The 25473-nt window shown below is 40.8% G+C and carries 19 protein-coding genes; 14 read left to right on the top strand and 5 right to left on the bottom strand.

The features are described from left to right. Positions 1-8 precede the first annotated feature (8 nt). The 7 genes from KMW37_RS08120 to KMW37_RS08090 all read left to right on the top strand — a co-directional run bounded on the left by KMW37_RS08120 (position 9) and on the right by KMW37_RS08090 (position 6740). A complete protein-coding gene (locus KMW37_RS08120; RefSeq protein WP_215224115.1) occupies positions 9-293 on the top strand; it encodes a hypothetical protein in 285 nt (94 codons plus the stop codon). A gap of 218 nt (positions 294-511) precedes the next feature. Then, positions 512-1861 carry an oxygen-independent coproporphyrinogen III oxidase gene (gene hemN / locus KMW37_RS08115; protein WP_215224114.1) on the top strand — a complete coding sequence of 450 codons (1350 nt, stop codon included), beginning with the start codon at positions 512-514 and terminating at the stop codon, positions 1859-1861. Positions 1862-2017: 156 nt separating this feature from the next. After that, the gene (locus tag KMW37_RS08110; protein WP_215224113.1) at positions 2018-2398 is read left to right on the top strand and encodes a hypothetical protein; all 381 of its coding nucleotides are present in this window, start codon (positions 2018-2020) and stop codon (positions 2396-2398) included. A 288-nt stretch (positions 2399-2686) separates the two neighbouring features. After that, a complete protein-coding gene (locus KMW37_RS08105; RefSeq protein ID WP_215224112.1) occupies positions 2687-3811 on the top strand; it encodes a cytochrome-c peroxidase in 1125 nt (374 codons plus the stop codon). 9 nt (positions 3812-3820) lie between these two features. Further along, positions 3821-4567, top strand: a complete 747-nt coding sequence (locus KMW37_RS08100; protein ID WP_215224111.1) for an MbnP family protein — start codon at positions 3821-3823, stop codon at positions 4565-4567. A gap of 18 nt (positions 4568-4585) precedes the next feature. Beyond that, entirely contained in the window at positions 4586-5647 is a 1062-nt protein-coding gene (locus tag KMW37_RS08095; RefSeq protein ID WP_317195557.1) for a cytochrome-c peroxidase, read from the top strand. A gap of 10 nt (positions 5648-5657) precedes the next feature. Beyond that, positions 5658-6740 (top strand): hypothetical protein, encoded by a 1083-nt coding sequence (locus tag KMW37_RS08090; protein WP_215224110.1) that lies wholly within the window; start codon positions 5658-5660, stop codon positions 6738-6740. Positions 6741-6800: 60 nt separating this feature from the next. Here the strand turns inward: KMW37_RS08090 and KMW37_RS08085 are convergent, their stop codons facing one another. Beyond that, complete coding sequence (locus KMW37_RS08085) at positions 6801-8141, bottom strand: hypothetical protein (RefSeq protein WP_215224109.1); 1341 nt, start codon at positions 8139-8141, stop codon at positions 6801-6803. A 383-nt stretch (positions 8142-8524) separates the two neighbouring features. On the opposite strand from KMW37_RS08085, the gene KMW37_RS08080 reads away from it, so the two are divergent. Continuing rightward, positions 8525-10894 (top strand): TonB-dependent receptor, encoded by a 2370-nt coding sequence (locus tag KMW37_RS08080; protein ID WP_215224108.1) that lies wholly within the window; start codon positions 8525-8527, stop codon positions 10892-10894. Between the two features lie 3 nt (positions 10895-10897). After that, positions 10898-11377: a thioredoxin family protein gene (locus KMW37_RS08075; protein WP_215224107.1), complete on the top strand. Its 480-nt coding sequence runs from the start codon at positions 10898-10900 to the stop codon at positions 11375-11377. A gap of 26 nt (positions 11378-11403) precedes the next feature. Here the strand turns inward: KMW37_RS08075 and KMW37_RS08070 are convergent, their stop codons facing one another. Then, positions 11404-11805, bottom strand: a complete 402-nt coding sequence (locus KMW37_RS08070; RefSeq protein ID WP_215224106.1) for a hypothetical protein — start codon at positions 11803-11805, stop codon at positions 11404-11406. Between the two features lie 305 nt (positions 11806-12110). Here KMW37_RS08070 and KMW37_RS08065 point away from each other — a divergent pair, with 305 nt between their 5' ends. Both KMW37_RS08065 and KMW37_RS08060 read left to right on the top strand, forming a co-directional pair. After that, positions 12111-14501 carry a bifunctional aminotransferase class I/II-fold pyridoxal phosphate-dependent enzyme/GNAT family N-acetyltransferase gene (locus tag KMW37_RS08065; RefSeq protein ID WP_215224105.1) on the top strand — a complete coding sequence of 797 codons (2391 nt, stop codon included), beginning with the start codon at positions 12111-12113 and terminating at the stop codon, positions 14499-14501. A gap of 5 nt (positions 14502-14506) precedes the next feature. Then, a complete protein-coding gene (locus KMW37_RS08060; protein WP_215224104.1) occupies positions 14507-15418 on the top strand; it encodes a fatty acid desaturase in 912 nt (303 codons plus the stop codon). A gap of 68 nt (positions 15419-15486) precedes the next feature. Here KMW37_RS08060 and KMW37_RS08055 read toward each other — a convergent pair whose 3' ends face one another. The 3 genes from KMW37_RS08055 to proC form a co-directional block, all read right to left on the bottom strand. Then, the gene (locus KMW37_RS08055) at positions 15487-16686 is read right to left on the bottom strand and encodes a glutamate-5-semialdehyde dehydrogenase (protein ID WP_215224103.1); all 1200 of its coding nucleotides are present in this window, start codon (positions 16684-16686) and stop codon (positions 15487-15489) included. 83 nt (positions 16687-16769) lie between these two features. Further along, a complete protein-coding gene (gene proB, locus KMW37_RS08050; RefSeq protein ID WP_246581396.1) occupies positions 16770-17549 on the bottom strand; it encodes a glutamate 5-kinase in 780 nt (259 codons plus the stop codon). Position 17550: 1 nt separating this feature from the next. Beyond that, positions 17551-18366, bottom strand: a complete 816-nt coding sequence (gene proC, locus KMW37_RS08045) for a pyrroline-5-carboxylate reductase (RefSeq protein ID WP_215224101.1) — start codon at positions 18364-18366, stop codon at positions 17551-17553. Between the two features lie 546 nt (positions 18367-18912). On the opposite strand from proC, the gene KMW37_RS08040 reads away from it, so the two are divergent. From KMW37_RS08040 to KMW37_RS08030, 3 genes are all read left to right on the top strand, one after another. Next, positions 18913-21246 (top strand): patatin-like phospholipase family protein, encoded by a 2334-nt coding sequence (locus KMW37_RS08040; RefSeq protein WP_215224100.1) that lies wholly within the window; start codon positions 18913-18915, stop codon positions 21244-21246. Between the two features lie 256 nt (positions 21247-21502). Beyond that, the gene (locus KMW37_RS08035) at positions 21503-24277 is read left to right on the top strand and encodes an alpha-L-rhamnosidase (RefSeq protein ID WP_215224099.1); all 2775 of its coding nucleotides are present in this window, start codon (positions 21503-21505) and stop codon (positions 24275-24277) included. A 45-nt stretch (positions 24278-24322) separates the two neighbouring features. Beyond that, positions 24323-25294: a tetratricopeptide repeat protein gene (locus tag KMW37_RS08030; RefSeq protein WP_215224098.1), complete on the top strand. Its 972-nt coding sequence runs from the start codon at positions 24323-24325 to the stop codon at positions 25292-25294. The last annotated feature ends 179 nt before the right edge of the window (positions 25295-25473 follow it).

Genomic DNA, 25473 nt, shown 5'->3' with positions numbered 1-25473 from the left:
GAGCAATCGTGACACTATCCGAATTCAAAAAAAGCTTAGACAATAACCAGCCCCCAACTGGCCTTAGCATCCAATTAGAATCATTATGGTTTGATGGGAAGGGGAATTGGGAACATGCCCACGACTTGGTTAATGACCTGATGGATGAAGATTCGGCTTATGTACATGCCTACCTCCACCGCAAGGAGGGTGATCAATGGAACGCCTCCTATTGGTATAGAAATGCGGGCAAACCAAAGCCTTCATTTAGCTTAGAGGAAGAATGGGAGCAATTGGTAAAATACTTTTTATAGGAACATAGACATATAGAAAAATCACCTTTATAAGTAGGCTGTTTTGCTTCAACTCTTCAATCTTTTAACAGAAAATTAAATTCATTTTTTTTCAAAATCCAATAGAAGAATAAGGCAACACTTTCAAAAACCTGACTTTTATCAGTTTTTGCCTTGAGGTATATCAAACTTTATTAAAGCTGTTCTAAATAATTTTGGCTTAAATAAAGATTGAATCCATGAGCACTTTCAATAGCCTTGTCCGCAAGTACAATGTAGCTGTCCCAAGATATACCAGTTATCCAACCGTTCCACTATGGGAAAACAATATTGACGAACTCCAGTGGAAAAAAACGGTTCAAAAAGCGTTTCAAGACTTTGGAAAACAAGAAGGCATCAGCTTATATATCCACCTTCCTTATTGTGAAAGCCTATGTACCTATTGTGGTTGTAATAAGAGAATTACAAAGAACCACGATATAGAAGAGCCTTATATAACAGCCATCATGCAGGAATGGAAGGAATATTTAAAAATCCTTCCTGGCAAGCCAAAATTGGCGGGGATACATCTGGGCGGAGGTACACCTACCTTCTTTTCTCCCAAGCACCTATACGAAATGCTGAATTATATCATTCAGAGTGCAGACCTCATGCCTGATACAGACATGAGTTTTGAAGGTCACCCAAACAATACCAGCTTTGAACATTTGGTAACCCTTAAGCTACTTGGTTTTAACAGGGTAAGTTATGGCATTCAGGATTTCGATGAGCAAGTGCAAAAAGCCATCCATAGAATCCAGCCTTTTGAAAAGGTGAAGGCAGCAGTGGACAATGCAAGGCTGGTAGGCTTTGATGCCATCAACTTTGATCTGATTTATGGCTTACCGCACCAAACAGTGGACACGATCAAAAACACTTTTGAACAAGTAGCAAGGTTAAAGCCGGATAGAATTGCCTTTTATAGTTATGCGCATGTTCCTTCAGTCTTTCCAGCCCAAAAAAGTTTTGAAGAGTTCCTTCCTTTGCAAGAGGAAAAGCGAGTCCTTTATGAAAAAGGCCACCAGCTTTTACTTGACATGGGCTATTTTGAAGTAGGCATGGATCACTTTGCCCTGAAGGAAGACCCATTATTTATAGCTAAGGAACAGGGACAACTTCACAGAAACTTTATGGGCTACACGCCAAAACCCTCCAGAATGTTATTGGGTTTAGGTAACAGTGCCATTAGTGACATCCACTATGCCTATGCCCAAAACACCAAAGACATTGAGCTGTACAAAGAGCAAGTAGGGCTGGCACACTTTCCATTAACCAAAGGCCATTTAATGTCCAAGGAGGACATTCAAACCAGGCATACCATCATGACCTTGATATGTCAGGGACAGGCCAAAATGATCGATACCTATTGGCACATGGATACAATCAATGAACTTATGGAATTTCAAAAAGATGAATTGGTGGAAATTAGAAAAGGCTCCATTAATATAATGGAGAAAGGTATGCCCTTTATCAGAAATATCTGTGCCGTGTTTGATCATAGAATGAGAAACCAAAAATCGAAAAAGTTTGTCTTCAGCAAGGCAATATAAATTATTGATAAAATTATTACACTTAATAATTTAAAACCCCAGCACTAGGGCCTGAATCATTAAATTGATTGGGCCCTATTACATTTAATATCAACGAGACAAAAAGAAAATATTTCTATTAATATTAAAACGCTTTTCTATTACATTTGCAGGCAAATGGTAAACACCTTGTTCCACATATGGCTTTCGATGGTCATCGTGCTCAACAGCATGATCTTTTCGGTAATCCAAATGGATTACGCCATTAACAAGGAATATATAGCTGAGAATTTCTGTATCAATAAGGAAAAGCCAGAAATGAATTGTGACGGAAAATGCTTTTTGGCTGAGAAGCTTAAAGCCGCCCAAGAACAAAAAGAACAGCAACCCGGAGCAATAGATTTTAGCCGTGATTTTGGGATTTACATCATTCATGACAACTTTATCGCTTTTAACAAAGCACAATTGATTAATTTTAAGGCAAAACCAACATATCAGGAAAGCAAAGTTATCTTCTTGACCAAAGACATTTTTCATCCCCCAAAAGGTATTGCCTAATATTTCTTAGGTACGGCATCAATGATTTAGACCATGTATTTAATCCTTTACTTGTTAAGGATTAAGTATCCTTTCATTGGCATAGTTTGTAACCTAATTCCTCTAAATATCCAACCACAAGCACAAAGCTAAAAAGCTGTCGTCTGCAATTTTGTGGAAGACAATGAGCCAAACTGGGTACTTTTCAGTCACTCAGTTGCTACAAAACGTGATCTTATTTAGAGAATAACAATCATTTTATTCAACAGACCTAAGCTTAATGTTTTGGTCAATTGTATCCCTATGTTTATGCGGTACACTTTCCTTAATTTCTTAGGATGGTTATCTGTGTGTGCAATATTATGGGCATGTGACGATTCCTCCAGGGAAGAACCTGCGCCACAAAACCCTGAACTAACATTACAGCATCCAGAATACTTTCCGAATAATATCCCCATGCCTGCCGACAACCCACTGACGGAAAAAGGTGTGGAGCTGGGGAGAATGCTCTTTTATGAAAAACAGCTGTCAGTAGATGGTTCTATTTCTTGCGCCTCCTGTCACCGACAGTCCAAAGCCTTTACTGATGGGCTACAGTTTAGCGAAGGGGTAAATGGAGAAATTGGAGACAAGAACTCCATGTCACTGGCCAACCTCCACTGGACCTCACGGTTCTTTTGGGATGGCAGGGCCAAGACTTTAGAAGAACAAGCCTTGGAACCCATCTCAGACATTCGTGAAATGAACTTGGAAATTGGTGAAGCTGTCGCTAGGCTTCAGGCTGACAAAGACTATCCTGAGCACTTTGAACTGGCCTTTGAAACTGATCAAATCAGCCCAGATTTAATTGGAAAAGCAATCGCTCAGTTTATTAGAACACTAGTTTCAGGCAATTCCAAATTTGATCAGTGGATAAAGGGCGAAGTGGAACTTAGCCCTACAGAACAAGTGGGAATGGAACTCTTCTTTACCCATCCTGATCCTTCCCTACAGATAAGAGGAGGCAACTGTGGCGATTGTCATCTGGGATTTCTGACCTCTGGTGATCGCAATGGGCTACTTGGATTTCACAATAACGGCCTGGATATGGATGAGCATCTAAACCAAGGATTGGCAGCAGTCACAGGAAAAGGTACCGACATTGGAAAATTCAAAGCCCCAACCCTAAGGAATATAGCGTTAACAGCTCCTTATATGCATGATGGGCGTTTTGAGACACTGGAGCAGGTACTCGACCATTATAATGAGCACATACAGATGAACAGCAATTTGGATATCCTCATCCTCGAAGCCAGCAATGAACAAATCAAGCCTGGTGAAGATATAAAGCTCCATCTTTCTGATAGTGAAAAAGAGGCTATCATTGCCTTTCTTCACACCTTAACAGACGAAAAATTTATTACTAACCCGAAATTCTCGGACCCGTTTAAATAAGACATTAAAATGAAAAAATTAGCAATATTACTATTGGCCATCATTGGATTTACCGCTTGTCAAAACGATGATAAAGACCAAATTCCAGCTGAAACAGAAGTGAATTTTTCATTTACTCACCTCTTTAATGGAGAGGAGGTTGAATTGGAAAACAAATCCTATACGCTTCCAGCAGGAGAAAGCTTTACGCCAAGGAAATTCAAATACTATATTTCCAATATCACATTTGAAAACAGCCATACTGGGGCTTCACATAAAATTGAAGACGGGTATTTTCTGATTGACCAGGCTGGCAAAAAAGAATTTAGTGTAACGCTTCCTACTGCTGAATATGATAAATTGACCTTTTTTGTAGGCATAGACAAAGCCAGAAACCTTTCCACCGATCAAGTTGGTGACCTGGATCCGAACAATGATATGGTTTGGAACTGGAATACGGGATACAAATTTTTGGTGCTGGAAGGAGAATGGGAATACCAGTCCAGTGACCGTTCAGGTTTAATCGTTCATATCGGCAACAATAACCCTGAAAATGGGCAAAACTTCAAGGCTATCAACATCGATCTTGAGGCAAAAGGCAAAAACCTGGGAAGCAATGCCAGTATAAAACTCGATTTGGAAGTCGAATTAAGCGAATTATTTATCAACCCTAATTCCATCAAAATCCATGAACTGGAAAACACCAGCATCATGGGGGGAGATGTGGCTATTCAGATTGCCAATAACTATCAAGAAGGGCTATTCCGTTTAAAATAATTCCATTTCAGCCAAAAAGTGAATATCATAAAAAACATAAAACACTTATTGTTCATAGGCTTGATCTTATTATTAAGCGGCTGCATGGATAATGCCAAGGAATTTGAACTGGCAAGGCCAGAGTTTTATACTCCGGCCTTATCATCCACCTTGCAACAGGAATCCTTCCCTCAATTGGAAAGAAACCCAATGAGCAAGGAAGGAGTCCTTTTAGGCAAAGCCTTGTTTTATGATCCTGCACTTTCCCAAAATGGAGAAGTGTCCTGCGCTAGCTGTCATGCCCCAGACCAAGCCTTTTCAGATGGATTGGCCCTTTCAGATCAGGGAGTTTCCGGGAAGAAGCTTCACAGGCATTCTCCCGCCCTCTTCAATATGGCCTGGCATAAGGGACTATTCTGGGATGGAGGGGCAACGAACTTAGAATCATTGATTTTTGGTCCGCTCACCCATCCTGATGAAATGGGAGCAGATCTAAATGAAGTCATTCATTACCTCAATGGCAGCTCCCTATATCCAGAGATGTTCGAAGCTGCTTTTGAAACAGACAGCATCACCAGTTCCCTGATCGGTAGATCCCTCGCCCAGTTTGTGCGCTCATTGGTTTCCCAGGACAGCAAATATGATCAATGGAAACGTGAAGAAACTCAATTCGACAATATAGAAATACAAGGGTATCAACTCTATCAGAAGCATTGTAGTAGCTGTCATACAGAAGGGCTTTTTACCGACTTGGAATACCATAATAACGGACTTGACATTAGTTATCCTGATCCGGCAGAACTTGAGGGCATTTACCTTGGTCGATACAGGATTTCCTTTGATGAGCAGGACAAAGGAGCCTTTAAAACCCCAAGTCTAAGGAATATCGCTTTGACCGCTCCTTATATGCATGATGGACGCTTTGCCGACCTGGAAGAAGTACTCGACCATTATGATCATGGAGTAAAAGTAAATGAAAGCCTTGCTCCAGAACTGAAAATGGGAATCCAATTAAATGCGGACGAAAGAGCTGAGCTGCTTGCCTTTTTGGAAACCCTGACTGATTACAAATTCATTAATAACAAAGCTTACCATAAGTAGGCACCTAGAAATGAAAAAACATACACCTCTATTGCTATTTATTCTAGCTTTTCCTCTTTTCTCAAAGGAGGCCAAAGCTTGTGACAGTTGTAATTTCTTTGAATATAGTTTACTGGAAAACAGAAGTTATATTGGCCTATTTTACCGGCACAGGGCTTTTGGTGGCTATGACCAATATGGTTATACCTCGCCGCCGCCCGTTACCAACAGCTACCTAGCAGATGCTTTTAAAAACGGGGCTACTGCCAAATATAGTCCAAACGCCAGGGTCATGGGGGTGGACCAAGTCAATCAGGATATGATCGTCATGCATGAACCGGAAGGTTCTGGCCTTTATGTCAACAAAACAGATCAAGACTGGGAGACATATCAAACAGTAGAGTTAAGGGGGAATTTTATGTTCAAGAACAAATGGAATTTCACCTTCTTATTGCCTTATGAATCCAATAAGGTGCACTATGAGAAAATGCTAAAGCTCCCAAACCCTGTCCAGGACACCACTATTTCAGTCCATGGCTGGGGAGACCTTACGCTTGCTGTAGACCGTATCCTTTATGTTTATAATAGCAAAGCCCGTCATACTTTCCGTCCAGGTATTGCTATTTCCGCTCCTAGCGGGCAATCAAGAAGAGTAGCCAGTAATGGCAGTTTGATAGATCCCATCATCCAGCCGGGGACCGGTTCATGGAGTTATATTGCCAGGTTCAACTACCAGTTATTTTATACCAAAACAGGTCTAAATGCTGGATTTAGCTATAAAAAATCATCAGAGGGAGCCCAAAACTATCAATTTGGTAATAGCCTAAATGCCAACCTGATTGGCTTCCACCAGATTTCTATCAAGAAAGACTTCTTATTGGTTCCAAATATCGGTGGCTATTATGAACGAGCTAACAAAGACACTTGGGAAAAAGAACAGCAAAACCTTACAGGAGGCCATGTCCTTTTTGCTCAAGGGGGGCTGGACATCAACAGAAAAGACTGGACCATGAGTTTCCTTTGGCAAAGCCCGCTTTACCAGGATTTAAATGGCAACCAGATCCATCACAGTAATAGACTTAGCATCGGAATAATCAAAGCCTTTAAGCTTTAACAAAGTATCCTGAAGGGTCTTAGGCCCTTCAGGATACTTTGTTTCATAAAACACTCGCTCCTATATCGCTACTTGAAACTGTATCACCATCATCCCCTTTCTATCACTACTAATATATTCCCCGGCAGTGTTCATTGTAAAAATTGGGCGACTTTGGTAGTTCAGTGAGAGCTTGGCCCTATTGCCATTGATCAACCAATTCACTCCTGCATCATACATTACCATAGGATCAGAAAATAGGTCAAAATCTGAATACTGACTGGAAATATATGGTTGCAAGGTACCCGCAGTTCCTAACAAACCCCTCTCAAACAAATAAGCAAACTGTCCGTACAAGGTATTGCCTGTTCCAATAGTAGGAAAAGCATTGCCAGCTCCATTATAACTGCCTTGTGAATTGGTTCCAGTCGCTGGATTCATTGCCCCAATATTCCTGATATAATTCTTCCCATAATCATTGGAGCTAAAGGAAACATAAGCGGTGACAGCATTTCCCTTTGCTGGGTTCAATGGTTTATCAAAGAACAGGTCCACGGCCAATAATGCCAGATTTGTCCTAGCCGTATCCACTCCATTTTCGGCCTCATGCCACATGGCATCTTTTTGGGTCATAAAGCCAGCCCCTATATTAAACACACTTTTTGAGCCCAAATAGGATCCCGCCTGATAGGGAGTAGTATTGGATTCCTTGTCCAAAAACATGTACTTAAAGTACCCATGAATCTGCGCGTAACCTGGCTCAGAAGAAAAAGTAGCATTTTCTCCCAATTCAATTCCTTGGACAGTAGAATTTTGAATGGCCATGGGTTTGGAAACAGCCAATCGATAATCCAATTTCCCTAATTGACCCTTTGCATAAACACTAAATTTTCTAACAAACTGGTCATTGACATCATTGGTAGCCTGCTGATATAAGGGGGCATCCAAAGTAAGTAGAGAACCAATAGAAGGTGAAGAGAACCTAGAAACTCCATTCCATCCTGTCAATCCACTTCCTATGGAAAGCTTTTCATTGACGACTTTGTACTCACCCAATGCGTCATGAAAAAACAAGCCCTGTTTCCTTGGCGACTTGTAGGACAGATTATTTTGTCCAAACTGTGTATAGAAAAACACCCTATCTGTCAATTGCCCAAAAAGCTGAAGACGAGTCCTTCTCAGACCTATATCCAGTATATGATCATCGGCTGTTCCATAGACCTCTGTACCAGGGTTGGCCTGCGTATACCTCAACCAAGTCTGTACCAAAAAAGTCCCTTTTACATAATGACTGCCATCTTGATTCAAGTTAAAACGTAGCTCCTTGTTTTCTTTTACTGCTCCCCGCTCTCTGGAAGACTGGGCATTCGCTGCAAACAAGTTCAAAAACAGGATTGACAGCAAAATGTTAAATTTTTTCATTATAAAATGTATAAAATTAACTGACTGACCATTTTTTGGTCCATCTAAACCCAAAATTAATCCTTCAATAATCCCCTACCAATAAAAATAATTTAATCTCCCCTATTCCTCAATGAATGGTATTTGAACCCTTCAAAATGCTTCCAATAGAAATCAGCTTAATTGTTGAAAAATTGGCCCATTTATTATGCTAAGGCCCATTTGGATTTCAGACATTCATTATCACGCCACTTCTCAATTCTTTTACTCAAGAACCTGAGCCACTTATCCGAATTTAAAAATAAACCATAATTTTACTTTAGACTAATCTAATATTTTTTTTCCGCTAATTTAATTTTTAATTTCGTTTATCAGAATAAATAATTTAGTAAAACTAAAACAGAATGAAACTGATCTCGGTCACCCTTAGAATTTTTATTTTAATATTCTCTCTTCCAGCTTTGGCACAGGAAAGCGGTACGCTTTCAGGTCTTATCAGTGTGGGCTCTGATGAGCCGGTTTATGCTGCGGTACAGGTTATGGGTACTCATCTTGGTGCCATGACCAGTGCCAACGGGAAATTTGAAATCAATAAAATCCCTGTAGGGGAAGCAGAGATCAAAATAAAGTTGATGGGCTATCAGACTGTTCAACAAAAAGCTACTATACAGGCCGGAAAAACAACCCTCCTGAAAATCGAATTAAAAGAAGACAAGCTTAACCTCAACGAGGTGGTAATCAGTGCTACTCGCTACGAACTGGACAGAAAGGAAGCCCCTGTGGTAGTAAATGTTTTGAATTCCAAAATTTTCAATGCTACCCAATCACTGGCCCTATCCGATGGACTTAATTACCAACCTGGGGTAAGAGTAGAAACCAATTGTCAAAACTGTGGTTTTACCCAAGTCCGTCTAAATGGACTTCAAGGCGCCTATTCCCAGATCTTGATCAATAGCCGACCTGTTTTCAGCGCCTTGAACAGCGTTTATGGCTTGGACCAAATACCCACCAATATTATCGAACGAGTGGAGGTAGTAAGAGGAGGAGGTTCTGCCCTTTATGGCTCAAATGCCATTGCTGGAACCATCAATATCATCACTAAAGAACCCATAGAAGACACTTGGCAGATCAGTACAAATAGTGCCTTGGTGGGCGGAAAAAGCCCTGACAATATGCTTAACTTCAACGGTTCCTTTACCAGTGAAGACCTCAAAACAGGGGTTACTTTTTATGGGATGTTCAGAAACAGGGATAGCTTCGATGCCAATGGTGATGGATTTACAGAAATCACAACTTTGGAAAACAATACCTTTGGCTTAAAATCATTTATAAAACCTACTGAGCTAAGCAAAATAACGCTTGACTTTAGTGCTATCAAAGAATACAGAAGAGGTGGAAATCTCTTGGACTTAGCACCTCATTTTACGGATATCACTGAACAACTTGACCATAATACCATTATAGGTGGATTAACCTATGAACTTTTTAGCAAAGACAGGAAGAACAAGTTTTCCACTTATATATCTGGGCAAACTACACAAAGAGACAGCTATTATGGTGGATTGGGAGGTGGCAGAACAGCTGCAGATAGTGTTCTGGCGGCCAATGCCTATGGCAATACCAAAGATCTCTCTTTGGTGTCAGGAGTGCAGTTCTCAAGAAGTTTTAGCGGCAACGATGCTTTGATTTTGGGCACGGAATACCAACTCAGCACCGTTGAAGATGTTATTGCGGGCTATAAAAGATTGGTCGATCAAAGTGTGCAGTCGCTTGGATTCTATGGACAATATGAATGGCGGCCCAGCACCAAACTGACTGTATTGGGAGGAGGCAGATTTGATCATACCATGGTGGATGGACTATACGGAATTGGTGATATCAACAGAAGTTCCAATATCAATACAAGTGTATTTAGTCCTCGATTCAACATCCTTTATGACATCCATGAGAACCTTCAATTCAGGACGGGGTATGCCCGTGGCTTCAGAGCTCCCCAAGCCTTCAATGAAGACCTTCATATTTCCTTGGTGGGTGGTGAGCCAAGTTTTGTAATTCTATCCGATGATGTGAAAACCGAGCTTTCTGATGCCTACACCCTATCCTTTAACTACACCAACAATATTGAAGAAACCCAGCTCAGCTTCTTGGCCGAAGGTTTCCATACCAATTTAAAAAGGCCCTTCACTACGGTAAGTACAGGCTCTAGCCTTCCAAATGGATCTATCCTCCATGAAGTAAGAAATGGTACAGGGGCTTATGTCCAAGGTAGCAATATAGAATTAAGCATCTCCCCTTCATCCGACCTGCTTTTCCAAGCTGGAGGAACCATCCAACATTCCATCTATAGGGATGGACAAGTACTATTTGAGCCCGAGCAGGACAATGAAGATGAACCCGCTGTAATCATCAAAAACTTTGTCCGTTCGCCAAATGTCTATGGCTACCTCGCCTCCAATTGGTCGATAACTGAACATTTGGCCATAGACCTGACAGGAACTTATACTGGTTCCATGATCGTCCCTCACGTCATCAGTGATTCTGGATATATGGACTTGGTGGACAGCAAACCTTTTATGGACACCAATATAAAATTCGCCTACCACTTTGACCTTATGAAGGATTTCCACCTTGAACTCAGCACTGGAGTACAAAACCTCTTCAACAGCTACCAAAAGGATTTTGACAGTGGGGCATTAAGGGACTCCAATTATATCTATGGCCCCTCAAGACCGAGAACCTATTTCTTTTCAGTTAAAGTCGGAAACTTCCATTGATCAATGTATTATACCAAAGTCCTCATATTGGCCTCCATATTCACTTTCCAGTGGTCTTTTAGCCATGCCCAGAAAGGGGCTATCCAATGGATCAGTTTTGGGCGATTAGAGGACTCTTTGGAGGTAAAACCTAAAAAAGTATTTATTGACTTTTATACCGACTGGTGCTCCTATTGTAAAAAAATGGACAGAAAGGTCTTCACAAAAGCTGAAGTAATTGAAAAGATAAACAAGGAATTCTATGCGGTGAGGATGGATGCAGAAACCCAAGACAGCATCCGCTTTGATGGACAGGTATTCATTAACCGCCAAAGCAGCAAAAGAAGGGCTGGCATTCACGATCTTGCTTTATTGCTGGGCAATAGAGAGGGGCAATTTGCTCCACCCACCATGCTAATATTGAATCCTGAATTTGAATTATTGGACAGACGGTTTGAGTACCTTTACAGTGAAAAATTACTGGATTGGCTCAAAGAGTTTTAAATCCCCCAATTATTCCCTCTTGGGCTTTATGCCCATTTAGCACCCAAATATGCCATGGGGAAATAGGCCAAACCCAAATCAAGAATAATAAACCATACCGGAGAAGGCAGCATAAAAACATTGCTTAGTCCACCTACAAAAAATATAGCACCCAGAAGTAAAGCCCATCTCATTTTGTTATCTATAACAATCTTGACCACTGTTACTGACCCTACAAGTGTCCCCATTGCATGGGCCAAAAAAGGCATGATATAATGCTTCGGTTGAAATAAATGAATGGATTCTTTCAGCCCCTCCATGGTAGTAATATTTGCTCCTTCCGGTGGCGGAATGATCATTCCACTGATCATTACAATTCCCAAATTCACCATGCTGCCTATCAGTAGGCCTGCCAAAACGGCTAGAATTATTCTAATAGTTGAATTCATTGCTCATTAATTTTCAATAGAACAATCATTTTTTCATATACAGCCAAATACCTTAATCAACCTGTTTTTTTAGGGTTCTCACATAAAAACAACTAGAAAACCATCAAAAAGAAGTTCAAAACCAACAGATTTATATTAAAATGCAATAAATGGCTGATCTAGATCTTTCATGGCTTTTTATTAATCAGGGATAAATTCGAAATTTTCATGATTTTATAATTTAATAAACCAAAAAAATACCAGTTTTAGCTATAAATTAGTGGTTTTTATTAATCAACCACCATTAAACCAAGCCCCATTCCGCTATGCTGGAAATACTGAATGAAATCGTCCAAGACGGTGTCGATAGAGGTGTGCTCCAAAAATCCACCAATGACGATAAACTATCCTCATCAAATATTACCATTCAAAATGACAACCTGATCAATTTTGGATCTTGCAGTTATTTGGGATTGGAATTTCACCCCCAACTTGTTGAAGGAGTAAAAAAAGCACTGGACAATTATGGCACCCAATTTTCTACTTCAAGAACCTATCTATCACTTGGTCTTTATGATGAATTAGAAACAAGGCTGGAACAGATATTTCAAAAACCTGTAATTGCCTCAGCAAGTACTTCACTTGGCCACCTGGCTTGCCTTCCTGTGATAGTAGAAGATGGAGATGCCGTAATTCTGGACCTCCAAGTACATTCCAGTGTACAAATGACCGCCCAAATCCTCAAATCAAGGAAAATACCATTATATATTATTCCCCACAATTCTATGGAAGGGCTGGAGAGCAAAATCAAGTCCTTAACCAATAAGCACAAAAGAATATGGTACTTGGCGGACGGGGTCTATTCCATGTATGGTGACTTCGCTCCACTTAAAGAGCTGGAAAAATTACTGAACAAGTACAAACAATTCCACCTCTATATTGATGATGCTCATGGCATGAGCTGGACGGGAAAAAATGGCTGCGGATATGTAAGAAGCGTCATTGAACACCATGATAAAATGATCCTGGCCACCTCACTCAATAAATCCTTTGCCTCTTCAGGTGGTGCGCTCATTTTCCCTAATGAGTCCTGGAAGAAGAAAGTAAAAAACTGCGGATCAACCATGATATTTTCCGGCCCTATCCAGCCTCCAATGTTAGGTGCGGCTATTTCCTCTGCTCACCTCCATCTTACTGAGGAATTTGATCAAATCCAGCAGGAACTTAAATACAAGATCGATTATACAAACAAGCGATTAAAAGAACTTGACCTACCACAATATAAACCCACACCATCTCCCCTATTTTTCATCCCGGTAGGTCTGCCTCGAGTTAGTCTCTGTATCGTTAAGCGAATGAAAAAAAGAGGTTTTTACCTAAATGGAGCAGGCTTCCCTGCGGTTCCAATGAAAAAAGGAGGGATCAGGTTCATGATCAATAACAACCTGTCGATTGCCGAGATTGAGGATATGCTAGTTGCCCTACAGGAAGAATATATACTTGGATTACATGAAGAACAAAGTTCACCAATTGCAGTTGCCAAAGAATTCAAGCTTCCTCCATTCCTCACTAACCATCCTTTCAACCTAAAAAAGGCCAATACGGGCCATCATCTCATTGAGGAGCATTTCCAAAGTACTGCTGAGCTTGACCCTGAGGAATGGGATAGCCTATTTGCAAACTTTGGCTCAAACACCCACCATAACCTTGAAACTTTCGAAAAACTATTTCGAGAGAATGAACTAAAAGAAAACGACTGGAAGATCAATTATCAGATCATTAGGGATGATGACGGTGAAATCATATTGGCCACCCCGTATACAGTTGCCCTAATGATGGATGACCTTTTAGCTGACAAATCGATTTCAGAAAAGGTCAAGGATAAAAGATTGGAAGACCCTTATTTCCTTACATCCAAAACACTTGTTTCTGGAACTCCATTTACCAAAGGAAGGAGCATTTATATTAATTTCAAACATGATTATTGGAAGGAAGCTCTGAAAATCCATATTCAGTTTTTACAGGAGGTGGCTGAAAAAGAAGAAGTTTCAAAGATAGTTCTGAGGGAATTTGACAGCGAGCATAGCACACGCCTAAAAGCCTATCTATTGGAGTTTGGCTTCATCAATATCCAGCTACCCAATAACTGTCTGGTAAATAATATGGACTGGAACACTCCCAATGAACTGGCCATGAAGCTCCATCAAAAATACAGGTACTCTCTTAGAAAAGAAATCCTGAAGTTAGAGGACAAATTTAAGGTTGAATTCAGAAAACCATGCAATAAAAAAGAAATAGAAACAGCATACCAACTTTACAGTAATGTCCATGCACAGGCCACAGATATTTCCGTATTTAAGCTACCTTATTCCCTTTTTGAACAGATGTGCATGGATGAGTCCTATGATATTATTAGGCTTTACCTAAGGGAAGAACCAGATCATCCTGTAGCTGTCATGTTCAGCCAGGTGATAAACAAAAGCTATAATGCCTTGATCGTTGGACTAGACTATTCTTTAGTAAGAGAACATAATACTTACAAACAAATCCTCTATCAAACTGTATTGAGAGCCAAAAGTCTAGGCTGCGAAAAGGTTGATCTGGCATACACAGCAGAAATGGAGAAGAAAAAAGTAGGGGCAATAACTGAACCTACCTTTGCTTTTACCATGGCCATGGAACACTATTCTCACGCCATCATGGAATCCTTAAAATAGATGATATGAAACAAAACTTTGACGAATCTATATTATTAAATAAAGAGACCATCAAACAGCTTTCTGTAAAAAGTGATTTTCCAGCAGCCATCAAATTAACGCTCCACTTATCCTTTTTTGCAGCTTGCCTATTATGTTTTGCCAATTGGAATTTGGAAGGATACATTTATTATCCATTGCTCCTCTTCTTTGGTTTTATAGTATTTTCACTTTATGCCCCATTTCACGAGTCCACCCATAAGACTGCCTTCAAGACTGCTTGGGCGAATAACCTATGCGCTTGGTTAACGGGGATAACCTATGGCTACTCTCCCGGAATGCATGAAGGCTTTCATTTTGAACACCATAGGTTTACCAATCAAGAGAAAGATCCTGAAAAAGGCTTCAGTTTACCAGATTTCCCGGGAAAAACCTTTTTCCAGATAGTCTTAGCCGGGGTATTAGGAATGCTAGTTCCACTTCATTCTCTGATCCTTTCATTTGTACCTGTAAAATACTGGGACAATTTTGAAGCACAATGGGCTCCTGACAGAAAGCGAAAAGCTTGGCAATGGGAATGTCGCTTGATGAGTCTGATCTGGCTTGTTGGCTTCTATTTCTTATCTTTTAATCCCTCCTTAATGATTATGGTAATTGTTGGATTGTTTATTGGACGTTTTATCCACGGCTTCATTACGGTTACTGAGCACGAGGGGCTGTCGGATTCAGGACATATGCTTTATAGAACCCGCTCTGTAGTATCCAGTAAATTCTATAGGTGGTTTTGGTGGAATATTAACTTCCATGCCGAGCACCATACTTGGCCCTCTGTACCTTTTCACCAGTTACCTAAGCTTCATGAGTTGGCCAAAGCACGAAATGTAAGGGCCGAAAGCAGCTATTTCAACTTCTTCCTGAAAGGTAAATACAAGGAATAAGAAAGTATAAAAAAAGTCCTCCGCTTTTGCGGAGGACTTCTTAATCAGAATATAATACTCAAAGAATATTAGTCTCTCACTTGACCATCACCAAATACATAGTATTTATTGGTCACCAATTGCTCAAGGCCCAAAGGACCTCTGTGATGCAATTTATCGGTACTAATGGCCAATTCAGCGCCTACTCCCATTTGACCACCATCGGTAAATCTTGTAGAAGCATTATGGTAAACAGCTGCGCTATCTACTTGCTCCATAAACTTGGCTGCTTTCTCTTTGTCAGTAGTGAGGATAGTCGCAGAGTGGCCTCCACTATATTGGTTGATTTTTTCAATCACCTCATCCACACCGTTAGCTTTTCCTACCAAAGCCTTCAAAGCCAAAAACTCTTCATACCAAGTATCCTCTGAAGGGATTTCCTTGGCCCCCTCAATATTTGGCAATAAAGCTTCCTCAGCAAGAACTTCGACTTTATAATCTGCTAATGACTTCCCTAGGTCCTTAAGCTTGGACTCAAAATCAGGCAGCTTCTCGTCCACCAAAATTTTATCCAAGGCATTACAACCGGAAATTTTATTGGTTTTGGCATTGATGATCACTTTTTTGGCCTGCTCCCAGTCCGCATCATCAGCGACATAGGCAAAGTTATTTCCCCTACCACTCACCAAAACGGCACATTGAGCATGCTCTTTTACAAAGGCAATCAATCGTTCACCTCCTCGAGGAACAATCAAATCCAGCTTTTCAGATGGATTCCTTAGGAATTCCTGCGTCTGCTCCCTATTCAAGGTAAACAGCTCAATCCAACTTTTTTCCAGCCCATTTTCCTCTAAGGCTTCATGCCAGCATTCCACCAATGCCATGTTGGAATGAACGGCCTCTTTACCACCTTTAAGCAAAATTTTACTGTTGGCTTTAAAGGCCAGCACAGCTGCTTCAATGGTCACATCTGGACGGGATTCATAAATGATCATGATAGTACCAAATGGAGCGGTTTGATTGACTATTTCCAAGCCATTATCCAATTTCCTTTTGGAAATCACCTTTCCTACAGGATCTTCCTGCTCCATCACTTCTTTGACCGCCTGAATCATACCATCTACTTTGGCATCATTCACTACGAGCCGATCAAAAAGGGCCTGATCATCTCTTTGAAAAGCATCCAGATCCGCCTTATTGGCAGCAATTATTTTCTCGCGGTTTTTGTCAATGATCTTGATCATGGACGCCAACACACTATTCTTTTTTTCTGCGCTTAATATCTTCATTTTTTTATTCTTTTCTTAGTTCAAGGATTCCAATTTTAGCATTTCACCTCCAAAGCACCATTCTTTGGAAATGAGTAAATTTGTTAATCATCTGAAACCTTGGTACCCACTTCCTTGCCATCTACAATATCAATTATCATATTTTCGGTATTACCGTTGGCAATATAAGTAGGTATGTTTTTTCGGGCAGCCGCTTTCGCCACATTTAGTTTGGACTTCATTCCTCCTCTTCCTTCTGCCTCTCCTTTGGTTGATTCCTGAATGAAATGTTCTACTTTTTCATCCGTACCAACATGGGCAATTCTATGCGTATCATCATCATCTGGATGACCATTATAAAGCCCATCAGTGTCTGTAAGCAGGATTAACATGTCTGCATGTATAAGTTCCGCTACAAGACTGGCCAATTCATCATTATCCGTAAATGTGGACATGGATAGGGATACTGCATCATCCTCATTGGCAATAGGTATAATACCTTCAGAAAGCAATCCTTCATAGCAGTTAATCATATTTTCTCTATGCTTGCCCGGATCAAAATCTCTCTTCGTAGCCAAAACCTGAGCACATCTCATGCCGTAGTCTTGGAAAATATTATAGTAATGGCGCATCATCCTGGGTTGCCCCACGGCTGAAAACACCTGTCTTCGGATGATTTTGTCGGTGATGTCCACCTTGTTTCCCAAGACTTCCTTTCCTGCGATCACAGAACCTGAAGAAACGAGCACGGACATGATTCCTCTCTCATACAAAGTAGCAATCTGATCCACCAATTTCTTTAGGACCGTATTGACAATACGGTTATCCTTATTGGTCATCACATTGGTACCTACTTTAATTACTATTCTTTTTGGTTCTTCCATCTTAGGCATTTTTATATTCCTCACCCAATTCTACCGCACGGTTAAACGCAGCATAGGCAGCTTCCTTGATTAATTCTTTAACATTATTATCTTCCATCGAATCCAATGCAGCACGAGTAGTCCCGCCCTTGGATGCAACCCTATCCATCCAGGATTCAGGATCCATATCTGATGAAGCAAATAATTCAACAGCACCGGCAAATGTTTGTTCTACCAATACACGAGAATCATATTTTGAAAAGCCCATTTTCCATGCTGCTTCCAACATAGACTGCATAAAATAGAAGATATAAGCAGGACCACTACCAGAAATACCTGTAGAAGCATCTATATCTGCCTCTGTATCCAAGTGTACAGATCTACCGGTCGTATCCAAAAGGTTTTCGATAGTGGACAGTTCCAAACGGGAAACTTCGTCAGAAGCAGTAAAGGAAGTTAGTCCCATTCCAACCTGAGCAGGTAAATTAGGCATGGCGCGAACCACTTTTTTTCTACCAAGGCCTTCTTGGATAGCCTCAATAGAAACACCAGCCATCAAGGAAATGAAAATCTGTCCTTCAGCAGTAAAGGACTTCATGTCTTCCATCAAGGCTGCCGCATGATAAGGTTTAACAGCAATAAAAATCACATCCGCCAGAGGAACGCAATCTCCAAGCTTTTCAAAAACCGCAAAGTGGCTGCGCTTTCTTAACTCTTCCGTTTTTTCTTTGGCACTGTCAAGGATCATTAGATCCCTATCTTTTAAAAATTTTGATTTGGCAATAGCCTCGGCGTAAGTCAATCCCATATTGCCTCCACCGATTACAAGAACTTTCATAATTTTATTAGAAAGGTTATTTAAATTTTGTACAGGGACTATCCCTGTCAATCTTTACAAGCACCTATGCCACAATCATCGTGCGGGGATGCCACTTTTCATAAAAACTTTATTTTATCAATTTTTTTCTTTCGGAATCAAGCCGTTTGGCACAGTTATTATCACCAATATAGACTATTTTAACAGTTTATCGTCTCAATAAACAATAATTTGGTGTTTTTTACCTGTAAAAAAACATACTGAAAATTAGTCAGTCTTTTTTCCCCACTGAAAAATAGTCACTTTCGTAATAGGACATTTTGTCATAAAATAAAAAACACAGGAAAATTTTCTGAAACCTAAACCTATTTATATTATATGAAATTTTATTTTGTTTATCAGCCATACAAAACACATTCCTTAAAATTAAAGAAGATAAAATTGTATTAAAAACATATTTAACCCGAAGTTTCATATATTCATAATCAAAACCATATTATTTAACAGCGTCAATCCATCAGCGCTATAAAAATTTAGTATTCGCCATAACATTGATCTATGGATCAAATGAAAAATCGTTTTTTAATTCTTTGCTTTATCCTTATCAACCTGACGGGGAAATATGTTCTTGCCCAAGATAAACCCCAAGAAAGCTCTCCCAAAATCGGATTGGTGCTTAGTGGCGGTGGGGCAAAGGGAATAGCACATGTAGGGGTCTTAAAAGCCATGGAAAAAGCTGGCATTCGCCCCGATTATATAACAGGCACGAGTATGGGTGCGGTTATTGGCGGGCTGTATGCCATTGGGTACAATGCCGATGAGCTGGAAACCATCATCAACGCTGTAGACTGGAACTTGGTTATCTCCAATAGGGTAAGCTTTGACAATATTTCCTTCGAGGAAAAAGAATATTATAACCGTTATTTGCTGGAACTCCCCATAGAAGACAAGAAAATCACGGTTCCTTCTGGCATGATTGAAGGACAAATGCTATCTGAAACCCTTCACTTCTACACCTGGCCAGCCAATCAATATGAAAATTTCGATGAATTCCCCATTCCCTTTCGCTGCATTGCTACCGACCTGAGAAATGGACAAGGCATAGTATTCAAATCGGGTTACCTCGCAGATGCCATAAGAAGTAGCATAGCTATTCCTACAGCTTTTACCCCATTTGACTTGGACAGCACTATAGTGGTAGATGGTGGGGTAGTCAATAATTTCCCTGTCGACGAAGTCAAAAAAATGGGTGCGGATATAGTTATTGGGGTAAATGTCGGAGATGAAGATTTTATCTCTCCAGAAAAGTTGGGCTCCTTTTCCAGCATCCTTATGCAGATAGCCATGTCCACTTCCAACAGCAAACTACAGGAAAACATAAAAGAATGCGATGTGTATATCAAACCAGACCTAAAAGGAAACAGCACTGCCAGCTTTTCAAATTATATGGAAATAATGGAACTGGGAAAAATAGCTGGAGAGGAAAATTTCCAAAAGCTGAAACAGTTGGCTGACAGCCTAAATATAAATCGCAGCACGCCTGGCATTGGCCTAAAAGTTAAACCAATTATTATCTCGGACATTCATGTAGAGGGAAACAGACTTTTCTCTGACCAATTGATCATTTCCAAACTGAACATCGATCCCTTTGACACTGTCTCCAGACCACAGTTAAGAGAAGGTATTCGAAGGGTTTTCGGTATGAATGGCTTTAAAAAGGTAGACTATAGATTGGAGGCCATAAACGAGGACCATTTTAAGCTGTTGATCAAAACCCAAGAAAAAACAGAAGCCGTAATTTCCAGTGCATTCCATTATGACAACCTGTTTTCCGCGGGCTTCCTGCTTAACCTTACGGTAAGGGATTTATTCGGCAGTCAAACTAGAACGGTAGGAATTGCTGACATCTCTGAAAACCCAAAATTCCGTCTAGACCATTACAAATACCTTGGAAAGAACAAAAGGTACGCCCTCAATATCCGATATGATTACTTACTCCAACAGATTCCAGAATATGAAGATGGAAAAAGCACTGATATAAACATTAATAGAAACACCCGTCTCTATGCCAATTTGCTTTCTACCCATTCCCTAAAGAACAGTATTGCCTTTGGGATGTTTTATGAAAAAACTCGGTCAAAATCCAAATTCAATATCACTGCTCCTTCTGATGTAAGGTCCGGTAATTTTTCATATTATGGCGTCAGATTTCTGTACAATAAAAACTCACTTAATAATAGAAACTACCCTACCACAGGAACAGAAACTGTATTGGAAACCAAATTCAATTTATTCAACCATTATAAAATAAAGCTCGAAAGTGGAGTCGACACCTTGACGATTGAATCAGATGGAGAAATAGTCGAAATTCCAAAATCACTTTTAGATCAAGTGATTGATGGACTAACCCCCTCCAGTCATCTTAGGCTATATTTTAGCCATACCAGGTATTCCCCCCTAAGCACAAAGCTTCAGCTTATCACCAGTTTTGCCACGGGAATAACTGTATCCAATGAAGCTGAGCAAAAATCATTTAATGAGTTCAAAGTGGGAGGATTTCAAAAAGTAGAATTCAATGACACCCGTGCCTGGGGATATAATTATGCGGAAGTGAACAGCCCTAACTTTATCACCTTAGGTGTATCACCTCAGTACACTCCGGTAAAAAACCTATATATAAGGGCCGGTGCTTCTCTCATTGGGATACATGAATACCTGCCTCTGAATGAAGTTAAAATCAACAATGTCTTTCACGAAGAATTCCTCTTTGGCTATGGTCTAGATGCCTCTTTAAATTCATTTTTAGGACCTATTACCGTTGGGCTAAGCAGCAATGCCAATGACAACAAACTACGGGTATTCTTTTCACTAGGCTATTCCTTTAATTATTCAGACAGGTAAAGCCATTATCGATTTAATAGTTTAGTATAATTTGGCAAAACCACCTTAGAAGGGCAACAATAAACAGATTAAAAAAACACGATTCAGTCTTATTTAAAATCCGAAATGTTTCCCCCACAGTACAGGACAGTATTCAGGTTTTCAGATAATAATTTCAAGATTGATCATAAAAACACCCAAATTGAAAGCATTGAATATTAGGCTTTTTCCAAAAGGGTATAGTGTCAAATTAAAAAACCAAAATAACCAACACAATATGAACACCGCTTTTCTCCGGGTATTGCTAGGAACCTTCCTATTTCTTTTTGTATTTCAGGCATTTGCTCAAAAGATCAAAATAGAAAAATTGCTTGTCGAAAACAGGGTCTCTCCCATTGGGATAGACAATCCAAAGCCCAAGTTCACCTGGATAATTTCCAGCTCCTCCAAGGATATTTCTCAAAGCAGCTACGAGGTTCAGGTCAGTGCTTCGGAAAAGAACTTCAAAGCCAATATCATTTGGGAAAGTGGGCTAATCGACTCAGAACAGTCTGTAAAAGTCCCTTATGAAGGCCCTGAGCTTTCCTCCTCCAAATCTTATTATTACCGTGTAAAGGTAGGAACCAATCAGGGCAAATCGGCCTGGTCAGAAATTACCTCCTGGAAAATGGGCCTACTGAAGGAATCTGACTGGAAAGCAGAATGGATCATCCCAGGCTACGAGGAGCCTGAGGGATTAAAACCAAGCCCCCTCTTCAGAAAAGAAATTCAGGTAGACAAAAAGATTGCCTCTGCCACAGCCTATATCACAGCTCATGGTTTATATGAGGCACATATCAATGGTCAGCGTATTGGTGATGCCTACTTCACCCCTGGCTGGACCAGCTATAACAAAAGACTGCAGTACCAAACTTATGACATTACTGACCAACTTAAGATAGGCACCAATGCAATCGGCGCCATGCTAGGTTCAGGTTGGTACAGAGGCACCTTGGCCTGGGGCGACAATAAGAATATTTACGGGAGTGATATTGCTCTATTGATGCAAATTGAGGTTCAGTACACTGATGGAAGCAGCCAGACTTTCGGCACGGACGGGAGCTGGAAGTCCGGCACAGGAGCCATTCAAAGCAGCAGTATTTATGATGGGGAAAGCATTGATGCCAACAAAACCCAAAAAGGATGGAACAATATAGGATTTGATGACCAAGCTTGGCCCAATGCAAAAACAGCCGACTACGGATATACTAACCTGATCGCCACTTATAACGAACCAATCCGAAAGCAGGAAATCATTGAGCCTATCAAGTTAATCACTACACCCAAAGGAGAAAAGGTTTTGGATTTTGGGCAAAACTTGGTAGGCTTTGTAGAAGTTGATATAGAAGGGAAAAAAGGCCAAAAAATCACCTTGCAACATGCTGAGGTACTGGATAAGGAAGGAAACTTTTACACCACCAACCTCAGGGCTGCAGATCAGGAAAACAACTATATTCTCAGTGGAGAAGGCCAAGAGCATTTTGAGCCCCACTTCAGCTGGCAGGGCTTCCGTTACGTGAAAATCACAGGTATTGAAGGGGAAATACATCCAGAAAATTTCACCGCTGTGGTCCTTTATTCTGACATGGACAAAACCGGATCTTTTGAAACTTCCAATGACAACCTCAACAAGCTACAGCACAATATCCAGTGGGGCCAAAAAGGCAATTTCCTGGATGTGCCGACCGATTGCCCCCAGCGGGACGAAAGGCTGGGCTGGACAGGAGATGCACAGGTTTTCTTCAGAACAGCAGCCTATAATATGCAAGTGGACAATTTCTTCAGTAAGTGGATGCAGGACCTTTCAGCCGACCAACGTCCTGACGGTGCTGTTCCCCATGTCATCCCCAATGTATTGAATGAACATGATGCTGGCTCTGCTGGCTGGGCAGATGTATCCACTATTATTCCTTGGGAAATGTATTTGCTTTATGGAAATAAAACCGTTTTGGAAAAACAGTATCCAAGCATGAAAGCATGGGTGGAATATATACATGCCAACAGTAAAAATATGCTTTGGAATACCGGCTCGCATTTTGGTGATTGGCTATTTTATAGACCAGATGATGACAATGATGGCAGATCAGCATTGACCGACAAACACCTGATTGCCCAGTGTTTCTTTGCCCATTCCACCCAACTGCTGATCAATACAGCCAAGGTCTTGGGCAAGCAGGAAGATGCGCAAAACTACTCCCAACTATTGGAGCAAATCAAAGCGGCATTCCTGAAGGAATTTGTTACGCCAAATGGCCGAATGGTTTCCAGTTCCCAAACTGCTTATGTGCTCGCCCTTCAATTTGATATGCTACCGGAAGCTCTTAGGCCACAGGCAGCAGAAAGGTTGGCCGACAATATCAAAAGCTATAATTACCACCTGACCACTGGATTTTTGGGCACCCCATACCTTTGCCATGTACTGAGTAGATTTGGTTACCAAGACCTGGCCTTTACCCTATTGATGCAGCCAAGCTATCCTTCCTGGCTCTATCCTGTTTCCCAAGGTGCCACCACCATTTGGGAACGTTGGGATGGACAAAAGCCAGATGGGACTTTCCAAACCCCGGGTATGAACTCCTTCAACCATTATGCTTATGGTGCTATTGGAGACTGGATGTACAGGACTTTGGCGGGTATCAACTCCAGCGAAACACCGGGTGAGACAGGTTATAAAACCATTATCATCAAGCCACATTGGGACAATAATATCCTTTCTGAAAAAGTAAAAGAGAAAGTCCTACAGCCACTGGATGAGGTTATGGCTGAACTGGAAACCTATTATGGCACTATTGGCAGTCACTGGAAAAAGGAGGCTGGAAAAGTTTCCTTGAAGCTAAACATCCCAGCCAATACCACTGCCAAAGTTTATCTTCCGGCAAGTTCCCTAGATAAGATAACCGAGGAAGGAGAAGCTCTTGAAAAGATAAAATCCATCCATAGCATCAAGCAAGAAAATGGTCAAGTGGTATTGAAAATTGGCTCGGGAACTTATCAGTTTACCATTGCGGAATAACAAATAAAAGCACTTCAGGTTCAAAGCTTTGGCAGGTTCAGCTTCATGAATTATATTCGCCACCCAATTGAGCTGATCAAGATAAAAATTGATCAGCTCAATTTATTGTTAACCAGTAATATAGCCAAAGCTATGAACACCTCCCTATTGATCAAAGAAAAGGCAATCAGGCCCTTGCCTCTTACCTTTTTACTTTTGCTGTGTTTTCAGCTAAATGTCTTGGCCCAAAAAAGCGATAGTACCGAAAATCTGGAGGAGCCACTTTTCAAACCCTTTATAGAACGTTATATCCTGGATGAGCTCAAAACACTCAGGGAAAGCCAGGCTGACCTAAAAAAGGAAACCATAGAGAAAATCACTGCTGCTGAGCTGAACAGTGCTGACCGTGCCATGCAATACACCACGGATACCACCAATAATATTTTCTATATCATCACCATCGCTGCTTCCATCTTGGTGGTCATAGGCTGGCGTTCCCTGAGTGATATCAAAAGAAGGGTGGAACAAATCACCGAGGACAAGATTAACAAGGCAACTACGGATTATGAAAAGCGATTGACCGAACTGGAAAGTGATCTTAAAGTGCGTACCTCTGAACTGATGAAAACCCAGGAAAAGCTGGCGGTCACCAACCAAATTCAAAGTATCTGGAGAAGGGCATCTATCGAGGACAAAATTGAAGAAAAGATCCATTTATACGATCAGATCCTGGAATTAGCACCGGACAATGTGGAAGCCTTGACCTATAAGGCAGACGGGCTCTTGGACATTGGGGAAATCAGATGGGCCAATTCCCTCTCCAACCAGGCTATTGAAATTGACCCTGAATACTACCTTGCTTATTGGCAACGCGCCTGTTCTAATGCCAAATTGGGCAATAAAAACGAGGCCTTAAAAGACTTGGAAATGTCTATAGAGCTTTCCGACCTGACCAAAACCGAATTGATCAACGAGCCTATGTTTGAAGAGATCAAGGAGAGCAATAAATTCAATAAGATTTTGAGTAGGTTAAAGTAATGAACCTGACCAAATGGCTGCATACCATCCCAAGTTGGCCAAGGGTATAGCAGTAACTGGTGAGCATTCTGAAAGGTCTGGGCGGCTAATACTAGGAGCTATAGAGGCATCTTGACCCTGTCCTGATTGCCTAATGGCAGTCAGGACGGGGTTATAAATATTTCACCCTTTCAGGGGGT

Source organism: Echinicola shivajiensis, assembly GCF_018642165.1.
Lineage (GTDB): Bacteria > Bacteroidota > Bacteroidia > Cytophagales > Cyclobacteriaceae > Echinicola > Echinicola shivajiensis.
The sequence above is the reverse complement of the archived record's forward strand: the minus strand, read 5'-3'. Positions and strand labels throughout refer to the sequence as shown.